Origin of the sequence: Olleya sp. AS48 (genome assembly GCF_038900355.1) — a bacterium.
Classification (GTDB): domain Bacteria; phylum Bacteroidota; class Bacteroidia; order Flavobacteriales; family Flavobacteriaceae; genus Olleya.
This window is the reverse complement of record NZ_JBBMRD010000018.1, coordinates 1-17,161: the sequence shown is the minus strand read 5'-3', so window position 1 is coordinate 17,161 and position 17,161 is coordinate 1. Positions and strand designations below refer to the sequence as shown.

Sequence of the window (17,161 nt, the reverse complement as noted above, 5' to 3'; positions counted from 1 at the left end):
GCGGAATTTCCAATGGTTCGGTTCATTTTTAGTAAGTTAGTTGCTGAAACACGCAACTATCCTTACACAAACACGTTGTGCGTCATTTAAGAGCACGTTAACTAATCGAAAAACATCGTTCACTCATTGGAGTTTTTATGAAAGACCGAATTGAAATATTTTTGAAAATAAAACAAGAAAAATGAGAATATTTCTACTTCTATTTATTCTGACTTTTACTTTCGGTTGCGCAACTCGGAATATAAAATACGACCGAAATAAAATTTTAGAAAAATATTCAGCCGATTATAAAATGTTTGTCGATAACGAAAAAATGGATTTGGAAACTCTCTTTCTTAACAAAAACAATATTGAAAATATCCGAATTGACAAACGAACTCGAGAATTGAAAATCACTCAACTCAAACCGACTGAATTATTTGCGATTAAGAACTTCAAATTAGACAGCTTATTTCCTGATAGAACAATCGAAGCAAAAAGAAAAATTGATTTAATAATCATTGACGGAATTCCAATGACTGACAGTTTAAAAGAAAACACTAAAATTGACTTAAACGCAATAAAATCAATATCAATATTGACACAGGAAAAAATGAACAATTCGACTTTTGGTAGAAGATACGATGGAGATTTATTACTAATAACGACAAAATAAAAACGAACGCACAACACCGTATAAAATTAATGGCTAGTCCTCGCCTACTTACGAAAATCCTCGCGGATTTTCTATTTGGTGTTTATTTGCTAAATTAGTTGCTAAAACACGCCACTAATCTTATACAAACACGTTGCCTACAATTGCTGAGCTCAATTCAAAACGTGTAATACCGAATATAAAAACCACTGATTTTAAGCTAGCTTTAATAGTCTTTAGCTAACGTAAAGTACACAGTTAACTAATTCAGAATTTTAGCCTGATAATGTAAAAAATACAATCTTCCGATATTCACTCAGACGCAACAACGACGCAAAGCGAATTAGCTTGTTTATTAATAAAAAGTAAAAATTAAAAACTGTAGGCAACACAGCATATAAAAAATTGTTTACTTTAGTGTCTAAATAATGGAAGTTGTTTATTTACTTACTGCTGAAATTCCTACGGAATTTCATTGCTCGTAAACACAACTTTCCATATCCAACAACGTTGCCTACAATTGCAACGCTCTAATCAAAACGCGTCATACCGAATATAAAAATCACTGATTTTAAGCTAACTTTATTAGTCTTTAGCTAACATAAAGCGCACAGTTTTCCAATTCAGAATTTTAGCCAGATAATGTAAAAAAGTATGGTTTTCCGATATTCACTCAGACGTAATAGTGACGTAAACCGAATTAGCTTGATACTCAAAAAAAATAAAATTTAAAAACTGTAGGCAACACAGCATATAAAAAATTGTTTACTTTAGTACTTAAATTATGGAAGTTGTTTATTTACTTACTGCTGAAATTCCTTCGGAATTTCATTGCTCGTAAACACAACTTTCCATATCCAACACGTTGGCATACATATGGAAAACCCAATAAACGAAAATAATATGAACGAAAATGAGAAAGAATTTTTATTCTTTTATATGCAACAAACTTGGGAAGAAATGCGTCATCTTGAAAATCTACGAGAACGTGTTTCTGTCTTAATTTTAACAATAACTTCAGTATTAGCTGGTTTTGTCGTTCAACAAGAATTCACTTCAGATACAAAATTAATTATTTGGTTTATTATAATCCTAGGAGTTATTGGAATATTTATGGGTCTAAAGATTTTTCAAATTCATCAAATGGGACAAAATCGATTGTACAAATGGAATGAATATTTAGAAAGTAAATGTGGAGATTCACCAAAAATATTAGAATTAAGAAAAGAAGCTGATGGAAAAACAAAAAAAGACTTCAAATTAGTTTCTAAAATCCCTCATAATTTCTTTTGGACAGCGATTTTTGGATTTATAATAATAATCGGAATTATAATGCTTACGATGATAAAAAAACCTGAACCTCTAAACAGTAATTCTAATGATATAAAAGACAAAAGTAAAATAGATTTACCTATACAAACTGATAAAGTGTCAAATAAAAAGTTAGATACTATTTCAAAATCAAAATAATATGGCACATTATAGAAATGGAGTTTATGTAGCTTTTAACGGTATGGGGACAACAGACCCAACAAAAAGTGATATGAAATATTATGGATTATTACAATCTTGGTACAAATCGAAAAGCATTGAATTTACTTTCAGTGATAGTCATAAAAAAACTTATTCAGTTGCTGACACAAGCACAATTATTACACTCAAAGCTAGGTTGTTATTAAGATTTAAAAAATCAAAGGTACTTTTTTTAATAGTAACTGAAAATGCAAGTATAAATAGAGGTTTATTGAATTGGGAAATAGAAAAAGCTGTTAAAACTTATGATTTACCAATAATAGTTTGTTATCCAAAGTATGCGAAAATTAAAATGCCTAGTTTTCATAAAAAGAAATGGCCTTTAAAACTTAAAGAATTTATAGAAAATGAAGAAGTAAAAACTATTCATATTCCATTTAAAAAAGATTTAATAACAGAAGCTCTTAATAGTTTTTCAGTTCACAAACCACCTTTATATACAACTGGAGTTTTCAATGACAGTATTTATGAAAAATATGGAATTAAATAAATACGTATGCCAACACCGTATATAATTTATTGCTGGCTTTTTGCCTACTTACGAAAGTCCTCTCGGACTTTCTTGGTCGGTAATTATTTACTAAATTAGTTGCTTAAACCACGCAACAAACCATATACAAACACGTTACCCAACATTTGCCAAAAATCACGATAATCGAACCGAAAATAATATTGGAACATAAATAAATGAATATAAGTTTTGACCTTGACAGCACATTAATTCCGAACGGAAAGGAATTTGAAACTGAAAACAGAAACGGAATTGCAAAACTGTTCGGAATTGAAGAAATGCGAAAAGGTACTCGTGAATTGATTTCCTATTTACAAAACCAAGGTCACGAAATTCATATTTATACAACATCATTTAGAACTAAAATAAAAATACGATTGACTTTAAAATATTACGGAATAAAAGTAAGCCGAATTGTAAACGAAAAAGAAAATCGAAAAGTTTTAAAATCTCGGAATATTAACTCATCCAAGTTTCCACCAGCATTTGATTTTGACTTACATATTGACGATTTAAAAGGTGTTGGAATCGAGAGTGAAAGATTAAATTTTAAAGCAATTATTGTTGAACCAACTGATAAAAATTGGATTGAAAAAATAAAAAGCGGAATAAAAAACGTTGGGTAACACCGTGTATAATTAATTGCTTGGTTCTAGCCTACTTGCGAAAATTCCTGCGGAATTTTCACGGGTTCGTTAAAGTTTGCTAACTTAGTTGCTTAACCACGCAACTAACCATACACAAAACCGTTGTACCCAATTAACCCAAACAACAACCTCACTACTCAAACTGAACTAAATCTATTGAAATTATAAAATAAAAGTTAAAATATTTTTTTATTTCTAACCGATTGTTTAGTTTTGTCCTGTAATTGAATATTAATGCCAAGAACAAAGAAATATAGCGAACAGGAAGTTCTCGAAAAAGCAATGAATTTATTCTGGAAAAAGGGTTAAGAAACTACCTCTATGCAGATGCTTGAGAAGGAAATGGGAATTAATAAGTTTTCCATTTATTCAAGTTTTGGCAGTAAGGATGGCTTATTTGTTGAGAGTATGAAATTCTACAGAAAGCGTTTAAACACAATCACTAATAAATTACAGAACTCAAATAACGGAATTATTGGAATTAAAGAATACTTCTATAGTTTTATTGATTTCTCTAAAGAAAATGATTTATGCAAAGGTTGTTTAATTACCAATACTGCAAATGAAGTTGATAAAGATGCAGACCAAAATATACTTGCCCAAATCGTAAAATTCAGTACAGATGTTAGACAACTATTTATAAAAAATTTAGAACAGGAAAACACCAAAGCAACATCAGAAATTCAAGAACTAGGAGATTATCTAATCATTTCAATGGTTGGTCTTTCTTCAGCATCAAGAATTTTTAATCAAAAACAACTAACCAATTATATAGAAAACATTTTCAAACAATTATAATATTTTTTTAATCAATAACTAAATGATTGTTTAGTTATGTAAAACAAACTCAAAATGAAAAATTTAAAATACAAATATGGGAATAAAGCATTAGTGACTGGTGGTTCATCAGGAATTGGAAAGGCATTTGCTTTAGAACTTGCAGAACTTGGAATTGAACTAATTATAGTTGCAAGAAACAAAGAGAAATTAAAATCCATTGCAGAGAAAATTTCAAATAAGTACAATATTGTTCCTCAAACTTACTCTGTTGATTTATCAAACGAACAAGCTATCATAGACTTTTTAAAAGATATTGATACACAAGAAATTGGAATGCTTGTTCATTGTGCAGGAATGGAAAACAACGGTAGTTTTCTTAAAATTTCAGAAGAAAAAGAATTACAAATGATTAAACTGAATGTCACTTCAACCTATTTACTGACTAATCATTTCGCAAAAAAAATGTCAGCAGTTAAAAAAGGAGGTATTTTATTAATATCAAGTATGGCTGGATTAATGGGAACACCATATTTCAGTAATTATGCTGCAACGAAATCTTATGTTCACAATTTAGGACTATCGTTATATCCAGAACTCAAGGCGAATAATGTAGATATCAGTGTTCTCGCACCAGGTTTAACTGAAACGAATATGGTTGCTGATAATGGAATTGACTGGTCAAAATTACCTATGTCAAGTATGAAACCCTCTGAAGTTGCCAAAATATCATTAAATAATCTCGGAAAAAAAGGAACAATAATTCCCGGATTTATGAACAAAATGATGGTCTTTATGGCTAAAAGAATTTTCTCTATTAAAGGGTTTAGTATAATGAATGGTTGGATGATTAGAAAAGCAATTTCCAATAACAAAATATAATAACAATGAAAAAAAATGTTGGAACTACAGAACGAATTATACGAGCTATTCTTGGTCTAATTATTATCGCATCAGGATTTTATTTTAAATCTTGGTGGGGAATTGTCGGAGCAATAATAATGATGCCTACTTTTTTAGCTTGGGATCCGCTTTATGCTATTTTAAATATTAATACATTAAAAAGATAAAATGAAAAAATCAGTTAAAATCATAACAGGATTATTAGGCTTTGGAATGTTAATTCCTGGAATAGCCAAGTTTTTTGAACCATTTAAAACTTGGATTTATAGACAAGTATCGATTACTGAAATGCCCTTCCCAGAAATAATGCAATATTTTGTAAAGTTTGGTGAAGTTGGTGTTGGACTTGCACTATTATTTTTAGTATTTAAGGCAGATAATTTAGACAGTTCTATAAAAAGAAAATTATTTTATTTAAGTAATTTGACCGTTGCAATTATGATGGTGGTTGCAATTTATGTCCATTTACACCCTGATGTTCCTGCTGAAATTTTACCAATGGAATCTAAACCACCATATTTAGCTATTTTTTACTTAATTCTAATTTCAATTAACTTCTATTTGAATCGAAAAGTAAAAAAATAACTGGGTACAACAACGTATATAAAAAATAGCGGTTTAGGTAACTACCTGAACCGTTTTTGTGTTTTATTGGGTATATTGCTTTCTGAAAAGTTAGTTCTTCAAAATCCGCTACTTTTCATATACAAGACCGTTAGCTGCAAGTTGAAAACCCGAACTATTAATGAAATTTTTACAAACTATATTAATTCTATTTTCTTTTAGCTTTTGTTTCTCACAACAAATGACAAAAGCCAATTTTAAAAAACTAATAAAGGAATCGAAAAAAGAAGAAAGAAAAAGCGGATTTTCAAACTACTCAAAAATTATTTCAAACAACAAGGATAGTATCTTTTTCAAATCGGACAAAGTAGAAATATATTCAAGTGAGGAAGTTGTTTACGAAAAAGAATTTTGTCGAACGATAGAATTAAAATTTTTGAACAACAAAAAAGTTAATTTTATTGACTGCCAAACTTGTACCGAACCTTCTTTCTGTTATGTGTCGACGGACAAAAATATTTATCAATATAGAATAAAAGAAATTGACAAAGAATTATATATCTTTTTCAAAAACAATTACAACGAAATGAATTTTAAAATTGTTTCTTCAATAGAAAACAAACTGAATTGGAGAAAATATTATAAATTGGAACTGAAAAGAATAAAATAAAAACCAGCAGCTAACACCGTATAAAAATAATTGCGGTTTAGTGCTTAATCAAAGGTCGTTGCGTGTTTGTAACGTCTGATTTTCCTTCGGAAAATCCTCGCATACAAACCCGCAACTATTCTTATACATAAACGTTGTGGTTAATTTGAGAAAATCAGATAGCATACATCCATATGTGTTTTTCATAAGAACTAATTAATAATACTAAATGAAAATTTATTTAATTATATTATATCTATTCTGTATTAACAATTTTGCTAATGCTCAACAGAAAATCGTAAAATTAGGCTCATTTCCTGATGGGATTACCGAATTATCCAAAAACGATACTATTTACTATAAAGATTTAAACAAAAATCTTGATAAATATATTGGAACGTGGAATTTTGAGAACGATAGTGTTTATTTCCAAATTATTATTTATAAGAAAGTAAGAATAGATAACTTCCCAAAAGTGAACATAATGTCTGACGAATTAGTGTCTGAATTTATATACAAAAATAAAGGTGTTGAAATCTACAACACAAAAATTGAAGATAGCTACATAAGTGGAAATAGTGTTTTTTCTGAAAATAAGATTTCATTACTATATGGTGAACCTGCTGAAAATAATCATATTAGATATAAAAACGCTGATTTAATAATAGAATATATACCTGATAAAACCCCTAAGCTTTTATGGGTTAGAAAAAACTATCAAACATGCAAAGGAACAGGAGAGAAACCTATTTACGATATGTCTGATTTTAAAATTCCGGAAATAATGCAATTAACCAAGCAATAAAACTAACCACAACACCGTATAAAAAAAATTGCTAGTTTTAGCTAAACCAAAGTTAGTTGCTCGTTTGCTAGCTTCTGATTTTCCTTCGGAAAATCCTCGCACACAAACACGCAACTTTCCTTATACATAAACGTTGTAAGTAATGCAAAAAAACCAAATATACATACTACTGACTTTCATAATATTCATCTCTTGTGATTTAAAAACAGCAGATGATTACTATAATATTGCATTTGATTTAGAGCAAAAAGGAGAATATGAAAAAGCAATTCCATTTTTAGATAAAGCAATTGAAAAGAACCCAAAATTTCGACCTGCACTATTAAATCGAGGAGCTGACAAATCTGAAATTGGAGACTACAATGAAGCTATTGAGGACTATCAAAAAATTATAGCATTTGAACCAAACAATACATTGGTTTTAATGAACATCGGGAACAATCATAAAAGGCTTAAACAATACGAAAAGTCAATTGATTTTTATACAAAAGCATTAAATACAAAAGGAGCAATTAAGTCTGATAGCACATACTTGATTATCAATTTACCAAATGAATGGAATAAAGATTCTGACTATTATGTTCGGAAATACGAAATTCAATACGAACGCGGAATTTCATATGTCTACTCAAAAAAATATAACCTTGCCATAACGGACTTTATAGAAGCAATGAAATATGTAGAAGATTTGCCAAATGCAATGAGTTGGACAGGAGAAGCATATTATCATTTAAACGATACGATTAATGCACGTAAGTATTTGACAGAAGCATCGAAATACGGAATGTTAGACGCAAAAGAATTATTAGATAAAATTGAGAAGAAAAAATGAGTTTGATATTGAAAATTTTTAAATGGGCTTTAATAATTCTATTCTTTCCTCTTTCTTTAATATTTGTGGCATACTATCGACAGAAAAAAGCGAAAAAAGAATACTGGAAAAGAGAAACAACTGAATAAAGCACTACTTACAACATTGTATATAAAAAATTGCTATTTTGTGCTTAACCAATGTCAGTTGCTTTGTTTGCTTGCATCTGATTTTCCTTCGGAAAATCCTCGCACACAAACACGCAACATTTCATATACGTAACCGTTGTAATGCATTTGCCTAAACCAACTAACTGAATTACTAACTAAAAGAAATCATTTACTCATTTTGACTTTTGAGCTGAATTTAAACCGAATAGATTAGCGAAAAAAAATATGTATAAAACCAACCTAATTGTAATTCTGTTATTCTTCTTTTCATATTCCAATGCTCAAGAAAAAGATACTATTTATGGAAAAGTAAAATCCATACGAGAAGAACTAAAATTTGCAAATGACAGTATTCAGAACAGAAAACTATTTAGTACAGAGGGAGACTATGGCCATTATGGATTTTCGAGTGCTGAATTTACCAAAAGTCGTTTTAAAAGTTGGTGGTATGACACTTATTGGGTTCATTATGTAAATTATTACAAAGAATTTGACAAAAGTGATAGACTATTAAAAGAAGTTTGGTTTTATAAAAATCAAGATACTGTAAATTATAACGAATACAAATATAACAGCTCTAGCAAAATCAAAAATCGTAAATACATTTCATATCAAGAGTCCAATTCAAGTTATACTTATGATATAAAAAATAATTTGATTTTTGTTAAAACCATTAGTAGTGATAGTAGTTACTCTACAGAAAAATATAAATACAACGAAAAGAGTTTAGTTTCAAATTTTGAATACTTCAACTCTGATTATCCAAAAGAAATTAGAAGGACAGAAAAATATTATGATTCGATTGGAAATCTAATTGAGATTAAAAACTACGACGAGTATGGAACTGATTATGGAACTCTTTATGAGTATGATGAAAAAGGTAGAAAAACTAAAGTCATAAATCACTCACCTTTTATTTGGGTAAAAATAAGAAGAGGAAGAAAACAAAAAAGAACCATAGACGGAACAGACTATGTAAGCAAAGAGTTTTTTTATGATGAAAAAGATAGAATCATTAAAACTCATTTTTATGCACAGTATAATGATGTAAGTAATGAATCATACTACAGTGGAAAAGAAATTAGAAAATATGACAATAGCTTGCTAATTGACATTCTTTCTTATGATAAAAACGACTCGTTAAATAACTACAGAAAATATGAATATGATGAAAAGGGAAGAAAAATAAAGGAATCTGTAGGCAACCCAAAGTATCCTGACAATAATCGAACATTGGAATACTCATACGATTTCTACGATTTACCAATAAAGCTGGTGTACACAGAAAAAGGAAGGCGAACTGAAGTTGACTTTGAACACGAATTTGACGAAAAAAATAATTGGATTAAACAAACAAAAAGTGTGAATGGGAAAAAGCTATTTGTTTGGACAAGAAAAATTGAATATTTTGAATAAAAAAAACGCATTACAACAATGTGTATAATTCATTGCTAGTTATAGCTTACTTACGAAAATTCCGCTGGAATTTTCTATCCGTGATTTGTTTACTAACTTTAATGCTGAAACACGCAACGAAATCATACACTAGACCGTTGTACATAATTATGAAAAAATGCACTTTCTAACATTTGACACTAACATTTATAGAGAACTTGGAATTGCATTTAATAACAATACCAACTTTGATTATTTATTAAACTTCTTAGAAAAAAGTCATTACGAGCTAATACTTCAAGATGTAGTTTTGAAAGAGCTTGTCGATTATTTTGAAAATGATTATCTAAAAAAATTAATGTACGACCATAAATCTGTTTACGACAGGTTTAAAACCAATCCATATATAGATAATATTGAGAATATAAATTCTTCAGAATTAGAGGAAAAAGCAATAATAAAATTCAGAGATAAACTAAAATCAACTTGTTGGAAAATTCAGGCTACAGATTACATAAACCCTGAACTAATTATTGACTTTTCAATTTCAAACAAAAGAGAATCAAAAAAGGATAATACTAGAGATTTTATAATTTGGAATAATTTAATAAATCTAGCATCTCAATACCCAAACGATAAAATCATCTTCATTAGCAGAGATAAGATTTTTACTGAGAATATTTTCTTCAAAAATATGCTTACAATAAATGAAGTTAATAATATAATAGTGATTGAAAGCATCCCTAAATACCTAAGTGATTATGGCTTACAGGTTGGATTCCTAAATAATGAAATTTTATTAAACTCAATTAACGAATCAATAATAAAAACCAATCTACTAAAAAGTATCAGTGACTTTCCAAGCTATGTTTCGGATTATTATAACAGAAATAAACCACCAAAAAACATTTCATTTGAAATTCTTGACATACAAGTTTATGAATATTACACATACTCAGAGGATAAATCAGATGTAACACTTATATCTAGCTTTCTAGTAAAATTAAAAGCAATTTATGATAAAGAGACAAGGGTTGACTTAAATGATTACCCAAATCATTACCCTAAAGATTACAAACCTGAGGAAATAAAACATCGAATAGATAGTGAAAACAGAGCGGTTTATGAAAATTATGTTTTGTGTATGTTTGAAGGTAAAGTTGACTTAAAATCTGAAAGAATTATCAATCAAAATTTCGATGATTTTATTCCTGATTGGAATGTGGAAAAAAAATAACTATGTACAACACCGTATAAAATTAATTGCTAATTCTAGCCTGCTTACGAAAGTCCTCGCGGACTTTCTATCTGTGATTTATTTGCTAACTTTAGTGCTTAAAACACGCAACTAATCTTATACAAACACGTTGGCAAACATTAGATGAAACATTACGCAGGAAAAACCTCAGAGTACTTTTGGGTTGAATTTAGCTCAACAGATTTTGATTTAATATCATTGGTTGAGCAAATGCCAAATTTATTAATTGGAAAATATCTTGCAATTATATGTTTTGATGGCGGAATTTTTGTTCCGACAGAGGAAGAAAGATTAAGAGGTTGGAATAAAATAAACGAAGTTAGTTTTTCGCCTGTTTTGACAAAAGCAGAACTAAAATGCCCAATATTTGAAGATTACGACCAATGGTGTTTATTTGAAAACAAAACTGAAATTGAATCTATGAGTGACTTTGTGAATTACGGAATGTTCACTTTAAAGGATAGAAATTTTGAACTGGATGATATTGACCCAACTTGGGATAAAGTAGCTCTTAAAAACGATTTGAATCAAACTGAAAAGCTTCAAAGAAAATTCTGGTTGGAATTGAAAGAAATTAATCCTGACAGTTTTATACTGAATGGAGATAATTTTATTTATTGTTCCAAAAACGAAAAAGAAATTGAACAATTAATAACGGTTGCCAACACCGTATAAAATTAATTGCGAGTGCAAGCCTGCTTACGAAAATCCTCGCGGATTTTCTATTCGGTTTGTATTTGCTAAATTAGTTGCTTAAACACGCAACTAATCTTATACAAAACCGTTGTGCACAAGCTGAAAAAGATATGAGTGGAATTATAGCCTTTTGCGAGAATAATAATTGTGGAGCTGTATTTGAAGTTTCAAACCTTGTTGGTGGCAAAGGTTCGATGACGATGAAATTCACAAATACAAGACTAGGACCTTGTCCAAATTGTGGTTCAGGTGGTCTTGTTCCAGATGGTGTTTACGAATATTTTAATGAAGTAGTATCATTTGTTCGTGGACCAAAATCATCAGTTGAAAAACTATTGGAACTTAAAGAATTAATTTTAAACTTTAAAAATAATCCAAAATCAAAAAATGATGTTGTAAAAGAGGTAGAGAAAATTTCACCTGAATATGCATCAACAATCAAAAATGCACCTGATATTGATTATCACAAATGGATTGTAACAATTTTAGCAATTTTGACAGCAGCAATTTTGGTTCAACAAACTTATTTCAAGGGTAATGACGATGAAATTAAAGACAAAGTGATTGAACAATTACTGAATCAAAATCAAACATTAATTGAACAAACAAAACCAAAACCAATTAATGTGAGTATAAAAATAGGTCGTAATGATAAATGCCATTGTGGTAGCGGAATAAAATATAAAAAGTGCTGTCTAAAAAAATAGCGAAAAGCCAGAGCACAACATCGTATAAAAATAATTGCGGTTAGTGCTTAATCAAAGGTCGTTGCGTGTTTGTATAGTCTGAATTTCCTTCGGAAATTCCTCGCAAACAAACCCGCAACTATTCTTATACATAAACGTTGTACACAATTCATGAAACACCTGATTTACATAATTATAGCTCTTTTTTCAATTCAAACGAATGGACAAGACTCAACTGAAAAAAAACACTTTAGAGTTGACTTATTGACTATAGAAAAGAATACTAAAGACACTTTAGTTGGTTCGATAATAGAAGTGTTTTCGGGAGAAAAACGGATTGAAATTGACATGACTGACTTTGACGGAATTAGTATATTCTTCTTAAAATCTCATGATATCGTAAATAACAAAATTCGCCTAAAAATTCATGGATTGAGTTGTTCTATATTCGAAAAAGAATATGAATTATCTAATGACTTAAATACCAAAGTTTACCTCGAATACGGTGAATCTGAATATACAAATCGGAATCAGATAAGTGAGATGCGTAAAAAACTTGACATCAAACTTAAATTGTTTGAATGCAAAGTTGAGGAACCAATCATTATTATTAAGAATTGAAATAAAAAACTGTGTACAACACCGTGTATAATTCATTGCTAGTACTCGCCTACTTACGAAAATCCTCACGGATTTTCTATTCGGTCTGTATTTGCTAATTTAGTTGCTGAAACACGCAACGAAATCATACACAAACACGTTATCTGCAATTACCAAAAATTATGTTTGAATTTAAGCACGAAATAGAATTAAAGACTTCCGAAAAAACAAAACTCTTCGGGCAAGATTATTTTGGAGATAAAAGTACTTTTTGGAATTCTCATCAAACTTCACTTAACAGTCTATATAAAAAAGTAATTGAAACTGGGTTTCCAATAAGCATAACAGATTTACAGTTTGAAAAAACTATAGCTATAGAAAATATAGGTGAGTTTCATAGATGGTTAAAATCAAATCAACCTTTCAATTTGGATAAATTAAATGGATAAGATAGCTAAAGATAAAATCCGATATTTGACTTGTGGAATATTTAACAGTAATTCTTGGAATAGACCTAAAGCATATAGAATTTATATAGATAAAATTGAATCCGATAATTCGGGAAATTATTGGTCTCAAAGATTTTCTAAAAGTGGTTATCAATTTAATGGTAAACGTGAAAATGTAAATACTGAGCAAATAAATGGAATCTGTAAAATTTTCAATGAAGTCCCTTTAAAATGCTTTGAATTAAAGTTACCACACCCAAATACACCTGGAAATAAAGATGAGTATGAAATTTATATTCAAGTTCAATTAAAAAACGGAAAATCGATTGAATTCAAAATTGACGAATATGATGTTCGAGATTCAAATATAAATTCAGAAATTCTGACTTTCAAAGAACAGATTAAAGAAACAATAAAGCTGATAGAAAAAGCAGATAACAATGTATAAAAAACATAGGGCTTTTGTGTTAACTCCATAGTTTTGTGTCTATTTACAAAGTCCGCCAAATATAAAATTTGGCATTTTCAATATAAAAGATAAATACAAAATATTATATTTGGCTAAGTGTCAAACCCGAAATGTAGTGCTTATCACCTGCCCTACGTCTTTTATACTCAACGTTGTAAAACATATGAAAAGAACAGTAATATTAACATTAGTATTTTTACCTCTGATTTTAATTGGACAAAATTCAGAGAGTTATTTTCCGATTGAAATTGGAAAAGAAAAAACCCTGACTTGGTATAAAGACAAATACGTGGAATCTTTTACTGACTCAACAGAAATTGGCGGAGAAAAATATTATTTGTATTCCCAGAAATTTAAAAATAACTTAATGGAAATGCAAATTCGAATAAGTAACGATACTGTATATCATTGGAATGATGTTAAAAAAAAGCATCAAGTGTTTTTCGGAATAAACCCAAAAGTTGGTGAAACAATTGGTAACGGAACAATTAAAAAAGTTGGAGCAAAACTAAAAACACCTAAAGGAAAACTTACGGATTTATTAGTAATCGAAATGAATTATTCAAACGGAATGTCTGACACAAGATATTACCAAAAAGGACTTGGACTCGTTGCTGTGAAAAATAATAGAGGATTAATCTGTTATTATATTCCTGATTAAAAAATACGTTTTACAACACCGTGTATAATTAATTGCTTGGTAAGTGCTTATTTGGAAAATTCCTTCGGAATTTTCTCTGGTTCGTATTTGTTTACTAAATTAGTTGCTTAACCACGCAACTAACCATACACAATCACGTTGCCTACAATTGCAACGCTCAAATCAAAACGTGTCATACCGAATATAAAAATCACTGATTTTAAGCTAACTTTAATAGTCTTTAGCTAACATTAGGCACACAGTTAACCAATTCAGAATTTTAGCCTGATAATGTAAAAAATACGATCTTCCGATATTCACTCAGACGCAACAACGACGTAAACCGAATTAGCTTGTTTCTCAATAAAAAGTAAAAATTAAAAACTGTAGGCAACACAGCATATAAAAAATTGCTTACTTTAGTGTCTAGATAATGGAAGTTGTTTATTTACTTACTGCTGAAATTCCTTCGGAATTTCATTGCTCGTAAACACAACTTTCCATATCCAACAACGTTGCCTACAATTGCAGAGCTCAATTCAAAACGTGTCATACCGAATATAAAAACCACTGATTTTAAGCTAACTTTAATAGTCTTTAGCTAACATAAAGTACACAGTTAACCAATTCAGAATTTTAGCCAGATAATGTAAAAATTACGATCTTCCGATATTCACTCAGACGCAACAACGACGCAAACCGAATTGGCTTGTTTCCCAATAAAAAAATAAAAATTAAGAACTGTAGGCAACACAGCATATAAAAAATTGTTTACTTTAGTGTCTAGATAATGGAAGTTGTTTATTTACTCACTGCTGAAATTCCTTCGGAATTTCATTGCTCGTAAACACAACTTTCCATATCCAACAACGTTGTACACAATTAACTCACTCAACAGCAAACTTTACTCATTGAAAATTAAGGTTAACTAAATCTAAATTTTAAAATTATTAAGTTATCTATAAATTTGAGTAAATTAATAGAATTATGAAAAAAGTAAAACTTATAATTTTTCTCTTATTTCCAATATTAATATTTGGTCAAGAAATAAATTATAAAGAATATCAGAAAGAGATTTTTATAAAAGCGGAAAAAGCTCTTAAAGATTCCAAAGGATTTGAAGCCTTATATTACTATCACGAAGTTTGTTTTTTAGATTTAAAATCAGATATAGAAATTAAAGCAAAAGCTAAAATAGATTCTTTACTTCCTATTTATCAAAAAAAAGAATCAGATAAATGGAAAGGAATCTGGAAATTAAAACAACTAAAGACCAATCGATTTGACTATGAGAAAATTATAATTACTGAAAACGAAATCTCATTTTACAAAAAAGAAAATGATACTACTTACTCTAGAATTGAAACAATTAAACACAAAAAATACGACCCTAATGATTTAATGGTTGATATTCATAGCGTAGAATTTAAAAACAAAGAAATTTGGGAATTTAGTTTAAAAGAAAAAAACAACGAATTAAGACTTTTTCCAAACTTAAAAACACAATCAGATGGAACGACTTGGTTTCTTTTAGATGAACGTTCAATGATAAGAAATAAAGACGATAGAGAAAAAGCTTTAGCTAAAGAAATTAGAACTTATTATATAAAGATAAAATAACTGTGTACAACACTGTATATAATTTATTGCTTGGTTCTAGCCTACTTACGAAAATCCTCGCGGATTTTCTATTCGGTTTTTATTTGCTAAATAGTTGTTTAAACAACGCAACAAACCATATACAAACACGTTGCCTACAATTGCAGAAATCAAATCAAAACGTGTCATACCGAATATAAAAATCACTGATTTTAAGCCAACATTATTAGTCTTTAGCTAACGCAAAGTACTCAATTAACCAATTCAGAATTTTAGCCTGATAATGTAAGAAATACGATCTTCCGATATTCACTCTGACGTAACAACGACGCAAACCGAATTAGCTTGTAACTCAATAAAAAGTAAAAATTAAAAACTGTAGGCAACACAGCATATAAAAAATTGTTTACTTTAGTGTCTAGATAATGGAAGTTGTTTATTTACTTACTGCTGAAATTCCTTCGGAATTTCATTGCTCGCAAACACAACTTTCCATATCCAACAACGTTGTGGTTAATTTGAGAAAATCAGATAGCATACATCCATATGTGTTTTTCTTAAGAACTAATTAATAATACTAAATGAAAATTTATTTAATTATATTATATCTATTCTGTATTAACAATTTTGCTAATGCTCAACAGAAAATCGTAAAATTAGGCTCATTTCCTGATGGGATTACCGAATTATCCAAAAACGATACTATTTACTATAAAGATTTAAACAAAAATCTTGATAAATATATTGGAACGTGGAATTTTGAGAACGATAGTGTTTATTTCCAAATTATTATTTATAAGAAAGTAAGAATAGATAACTTCCCAAAAGTGAACATAATGTCTGACGAATTAGTATCTGAATTTATATACAAAAATAAAGGTATTGAAATCTACAACACAAAAATTGAGGGTAGCTACATAAGTGGAAATGGTATTTTTTCAGAAAATAAGATTTCATTACTATATGATGAACCTACTGAAAATAATCATATTAGATATAAAAATGCTGATTTAATAATAGAATATATACCTGATAAAATCCCTAAACTTTTATGGGTTAGAAAAAACTATCAAACATGCAAAGGAACAGGAGAGAAACCTATTTACGATATGTCTGATTTTAAAATCCCGGAAATAATGCAATTAACCAAGCAATAAAACTAACCACAACACCGTGTATAATTAATTGCTTGTTTCTAGCCTACTTACGAACATTCCTGCGGAATATTCTATTTGTGATTTATTTGCTAAATTAGTTGCTTAACCACGCAACTAACCATACACAAAACCGTTGCCTACAATTGCAACGCTCTATTCAAAACGTGTCATACCGAATATAAAAACCACTGATTTTAAGCTAACTTTA

Annotated in this window: 21 protein-coding genes; all 21 read left to right on the top strand. The window is 29.3% G+C overall.

Annotated elements, in window-relative coordinates; genetic code table 11:
• Positions 1-181: 181 nt before the first annotated feature.
• Entirely contained in the window at positions 182-655 is a 474-nt protein-coding gene (locus WNY60_RS15295) for a hypothetical protein (RefSeq protein WP_342862904.1), read from the top strand.
• A gap of 855 nt (positions 656-1,510) precedes the next feature.
• Positions 1,511-2,104 (top strand): hypothetical protein, encoded by a 594-nt coding sequence (locus WNY60_RS15290; RefSeq protein ID WP_342862903.1) that lies wholly within the window; start codon positions 1,511-1,513, stop codon positions 2,102-2,104.
• Between the two features lies 1 nt (position 2,105).
• Positions 2,106-2,657: a hypothetical protein gene (locus tag WNY60_RS15285; RefSeq protein ID WP_342862902.1), complete on the top strand. Its 552-nt coding sequence runs from the start codon at positions 2,106-2,108 to the stop codon at positions 2,655-2,657.
• Positions 2,658-2,854: 197 nt separating this feature from the next.
• The gene (locus WNY60_RS15280) at positions 2,855-3,304 is read left to right on the top strand and encodes an HAD family hydrolase (RefSeq protein ID WP_342862901.1); all 450 of its coding nucleotides are present in this window, start codon (positions 2,855-2,857) and stop codon (positions 3,302-3,304) included.
• Positions 3,305-3,652: 348 nt separating this feature from the next.
• A complete protein-coding gene (locus WNY60_RS15275) occupies positions 3,653-4,123 on the top strand; it encodes a TetR/AcrR family transcriptional regulator (protein WP_342862900.1) in 471 nt (156 codons plus the stop codon).
• A 54-nt stretch (positions 4,124-4,177) separates the two neighbouring features.
• A complete protein-coding gene (locus WNY60_RS15270; RefSeq protein ID WP_215939761.1) occupies positions 4,178-4,984 on the top strand; it encodes an SDR family NAD(P)-dependent oxidoreductase in 807 nt (268 codons plus the stop codon).
• A gap of 5 nt (positions 4,985-4,989) precedes the next feature.
• On the top strand, positions 4,990-5,172 hold the full coding sequence (locus WNY60_RS15265; RefSeq protein ID WP_215939762.1) for a DUF2892 domain-containing protein: 183 nt from the start codon (positions 4,990-4,992) through the stop codon (positions 5,170-5,172).
• A 1-nt stretch (position 5,173) separates the two neighbouring features.
• Positions 5,174-5,590, top strand: coding sequence for a hypothetical protein (locus WNY60_RS15260; RefSeq protein ID WP_215939763.1), 417 nt, complete (start codon positions 5,174-5,176; stop codon positions 5,588-5,590).
• 160 nt (positions 5,591-5,750) lie between these two features.
• Positions 5,751-6,239: a hypothetical protein gene (locus tag WNY60_RS15255; protein ID WP_342862899.1), complete on the top strand. Its 489-nt coding sequence runs from the start codon at positions 5,751-5,753 to the stop codon at positions 6,237-6,239.
• 208 nt (positions 6,240-6,447) lie between these two features.
• Entirely contained in the window at positions 6,448-7,023 is a 576-nt protein-coding gene (locus WNY60_RS15250; RefSeq protein WP_342862898.1) for a DUF6705 family protein, read from the top strand.
• Positions 7,024-7,165: 142 nt separating this feature from the next.
• Positions 7,166-7,855, top strand: coding sequence for a tetratricopeptide repeat protein (locus WNY60_RS15245; RefSeq protein ID WP_342862897.1), 690 nt, complete (start codon positions 7,166-7,168; stop codon positions 7,853-7,855).
• Between the two features lie 374 nt (positions 7,856-8,229).
• Positions 8,230-9,420 carry a hypothetical protein gene (locus tag WNY60_RS15240; RefSeq protein ID WP_342862896.1) on the top strand — a complete coding sequence of 397 codons (1,191 nt, stop codon included), beginning with the start codon at positions 8,230-8,232 and terminating at the stop codon, positions 9,418-9,420.
• A 157-nt stretch (positions 9,421-9,577) separates the two neighbouring features.
• A complete protein-coding gene (locus tag WNY60_RS15235) occupies positions 9,578-10,636 on the top strand; it encodes a PIN domain-containing protein (protein ID WP_342862895.1) in 1,059 nt (352 codons plus the stop codon).
• A 144-nt stretch (positions 10,637-10,780) separates the two neighbouring features.
• Positions 10,781-11,332 carry a hypothetical protein gene (locus tag WNY60_RS15230; protein WP_342862894.1) on the top strand — a complete coding sequence of 184 codons (552 nt, stop codon included), beginning with the start codon at positions 10,781-10,783 and terminating at the stop codon, positions 11,330-11,332.
• A 131-nt stretch (positions 11,333-11,463) separates the two neighbouring features.
• The gene (locus WNY60_RS15225; protein ID WP_342862893.1) at positions 11,464-12,060 is read left to right on the top strand and encodes an SEC-C metal-binding domain-containing protein; all 597 of its coding nucleotides are present in this window, start codon (positions 11,464-11,466) and stop codon (positions 12,058-12,060) included.
• Between the two features lie 150 nt (positions 12,061-12,210).
• Complete coding sequence (locus tag WNY60_RS15220) at positions 12,211-12,660, top strand: hypothetical protein (protein WP_342862892.1); 450 nt, start codon at positions 12,211-12,213, stop codon at positions 12,658-12,660.
• 161 nt (positions 12,661-12,821) lie between these two features.
• Positions 12,822-13,088 carry a hypothetical protein gene (locus tag WNY60_RS15215; protein WP_342862891.1) on the top strand — a complete coding sequence of 89 codons (267 nt, stop codon included), beginning with the start codon at positions 12,822-12,824 and terminating at the stop codon, positions 13,086-13,088.
• Positions 13,081-13,536 carry a hypothetical protein gene (locus WNY60_RS15210; protein WP_342862890.1) on the top strand — a complete coding sequence of 152 codons (456 nt, stop codon included), beginning with the start codon at positions 13,081-13,083 and terminating at the stop codon, positions 13,534-13,536. Before WNY60_RS15215 ends, WNY60_RS15210 begins: the two co-directional genes overlap by 8 nt.
• A 184-nt stretch (positions 13,537-13,720) precedes the next feature.
• Positions 13,721-14,218 (top strand): hypothetical protein, encoded by a 498-nt coding sequence (locus WNY60_RS15205; protein ID WP_342862889.1) that lies wholly within the window; start codon positions 13,721-13,723, stop codon positions 14,216-14,218.
• Between the two features lie 966 nt (positions 14,219-15,184).
• On the top strand, positions 15,185-15,817 hold the full coding sequence (locus WNY60_RS15200) for a hypothetical protein (RefSeq protein ID WP_099570548.1): 633 nt from the start codon (positions 15,185-15,187) through the stop codon (positions 15,815-15,817).
• 560 nt (positions 15,818-16,377) lie between these two features.
• Entirely contained in the window at positions 16,378-16,953 is a 576-nt protein-coding gene (locus tag WNY60_RS15195) for a DUF6705 family protein (protein WP_342862888.1), read from the top strand.
• Positions 16,954-17,161: the final 208 nt, after the last annotated feature.

Excerpts from the sequence above, each read along its gene's own strand:
- WNY60_RS15240 (WP_342862896.1), top strand. The coding sequence starts at position 8,230 with ATGTATAAAACCAACCTAATTGTAATTCTGTTATTCTTCTTTTCATAT.
- WNY60_RS15235 (WP_342862895.1), top strand. The coding sequence starts at position 9,578 with ATGCACTTTCTAACATTTGACACTAACATTTATAGAGAACTTGGAATT.
- WNY60_RS15250 (WP_342862898.1), top strand. The coding sequence starts at position 6,448 with ATGAAAATTTATTTAATTATATTATATCTATTCTGTATTAACAATTTT.
- WNY60_RS15260 (WP_215939763.1), top strand. The coding sequence starts at position 5,174 with ATGAAAAAATCAGTTAAAATCATAACAGGATTATTAGGCTTTGGAATG.
- WNY60_RS15270 (WP_215939761.1), top strand. The coding sequence starts at position 4,178 with ATGAAAAATTTAAAATACAAATATGGGAATAAAGCATTAGTGACTGGT.
- WNY60_RS15285 (WP_342862902.1), top strand. The coding sequence starts at position 2,106 with ATGGCACATTATAGAAATGGAGTTTATGTAGCTTTTAACGGTATGGGG.
- WNY60_RS15225 (WP_342862893.1), top strand. The coding sequence starts at position 11,464 with ATGAGTGGAATTATAGCCTTTTGCGAGAATAATAATTGTGGAGCTGTA.
- WNY60_RS15205 (WP_342862889.1), top strand. The coding sequence starts at position 13,721 with ATGAAAAGAACAGTAATATTAACATTAGTATTTTTACCTCTGATTTTA.
- WNY60_RS15210 (WP_342862890.1), top strand. The coding sequence starts at position 13,081 with ATGGATAAGATAGCTAAAGATAAAATCCGATATTTGACTTGTGGAATA.
- WNY60_RS15275 (WP_342862900.1), top strand. The coding sequence starts at position 3,653 with ATGCTTGAGAAGGAAATGGGAATTAATAAGTTTTCCATTTATTCAAGT.
- WNY60_RS15195 (WP_342862888.1), top strand. The coding sequence starts at position 16,378 with ATGAAAATTTATTTAATTATATTATATCTATTCTGTATTAACAATTTT.
- WNY60_RS15200 (WP_099570548.1), top strand. The coding sequence starts at position 15,185 with ATGAAAAAAGTAAAACTTATAATTTTTCTCTTATTTCCAATATTAATA.
- WNY60_RS15245 (WP_342862897.1), top strand. The coding sequence starts at position 7,166 with ATGCAAAAAAACCAAATATACATACTACTGACTTTCATAATATTCATC.
- WNY60_RS15255 (WP_342862899.1), top strand. The coding sequence starts at position 5,751 with ATGAAATTTTTACAAACTATATTAATTCTATTTTCTTTTAGCTTTTGT.
- WNY60_RS15230 (WP_342862894.1), top strand. The coding sequence starts at position 10,781 with ATGAAACATTACGCAGGAAAAACCTCAGAGTACTTTTGGGTTGAATTT.
- WNY60_RS15280 (WP_342862901.1), top strand. The coding sequence starts at position 2,855 with ATGAATATAAGTTTTGACCTTGACAGCACATTAATTCCGAACGGAAAG.
- WNY60_RS15265 (WP_215939762.1), top strand. The coding sequence starts at position 4,990 with ATGAAAAAAAATGTTGGAACTACAGAACGAATTATACGAGCTATTCTT.
- WNY60_RS15295 (WP_342862904.1), top strand. The coding sequence starts at position 182 with ATGAGAATATTTCTACTTCTATTTATTCTGACTTTTACTTTCGGTTGC.
- WNY60_RS15220 (WP_342862892.1), top strand. The coding sequence starts at position 12,211 with ATGAAACACCTGATTTACATAATTATAGCTCTTTTTTCAATTCAAACG.
- WNY60_RS15290 (WP_342862903.1), top strand. The coding sequence starts at position 1,511 with ATGGAAAACCCAATAAACGAAAATAATATGAACGAAAATGAGAAAGAA.
- WNY60_RS15215 (WP_342862891.1), top strand. The coding sequence starts at position 12,822 with ATGTTTGAATTTAAGCACGAAATAGAATTAAAGACTTCCGAAAAAACA.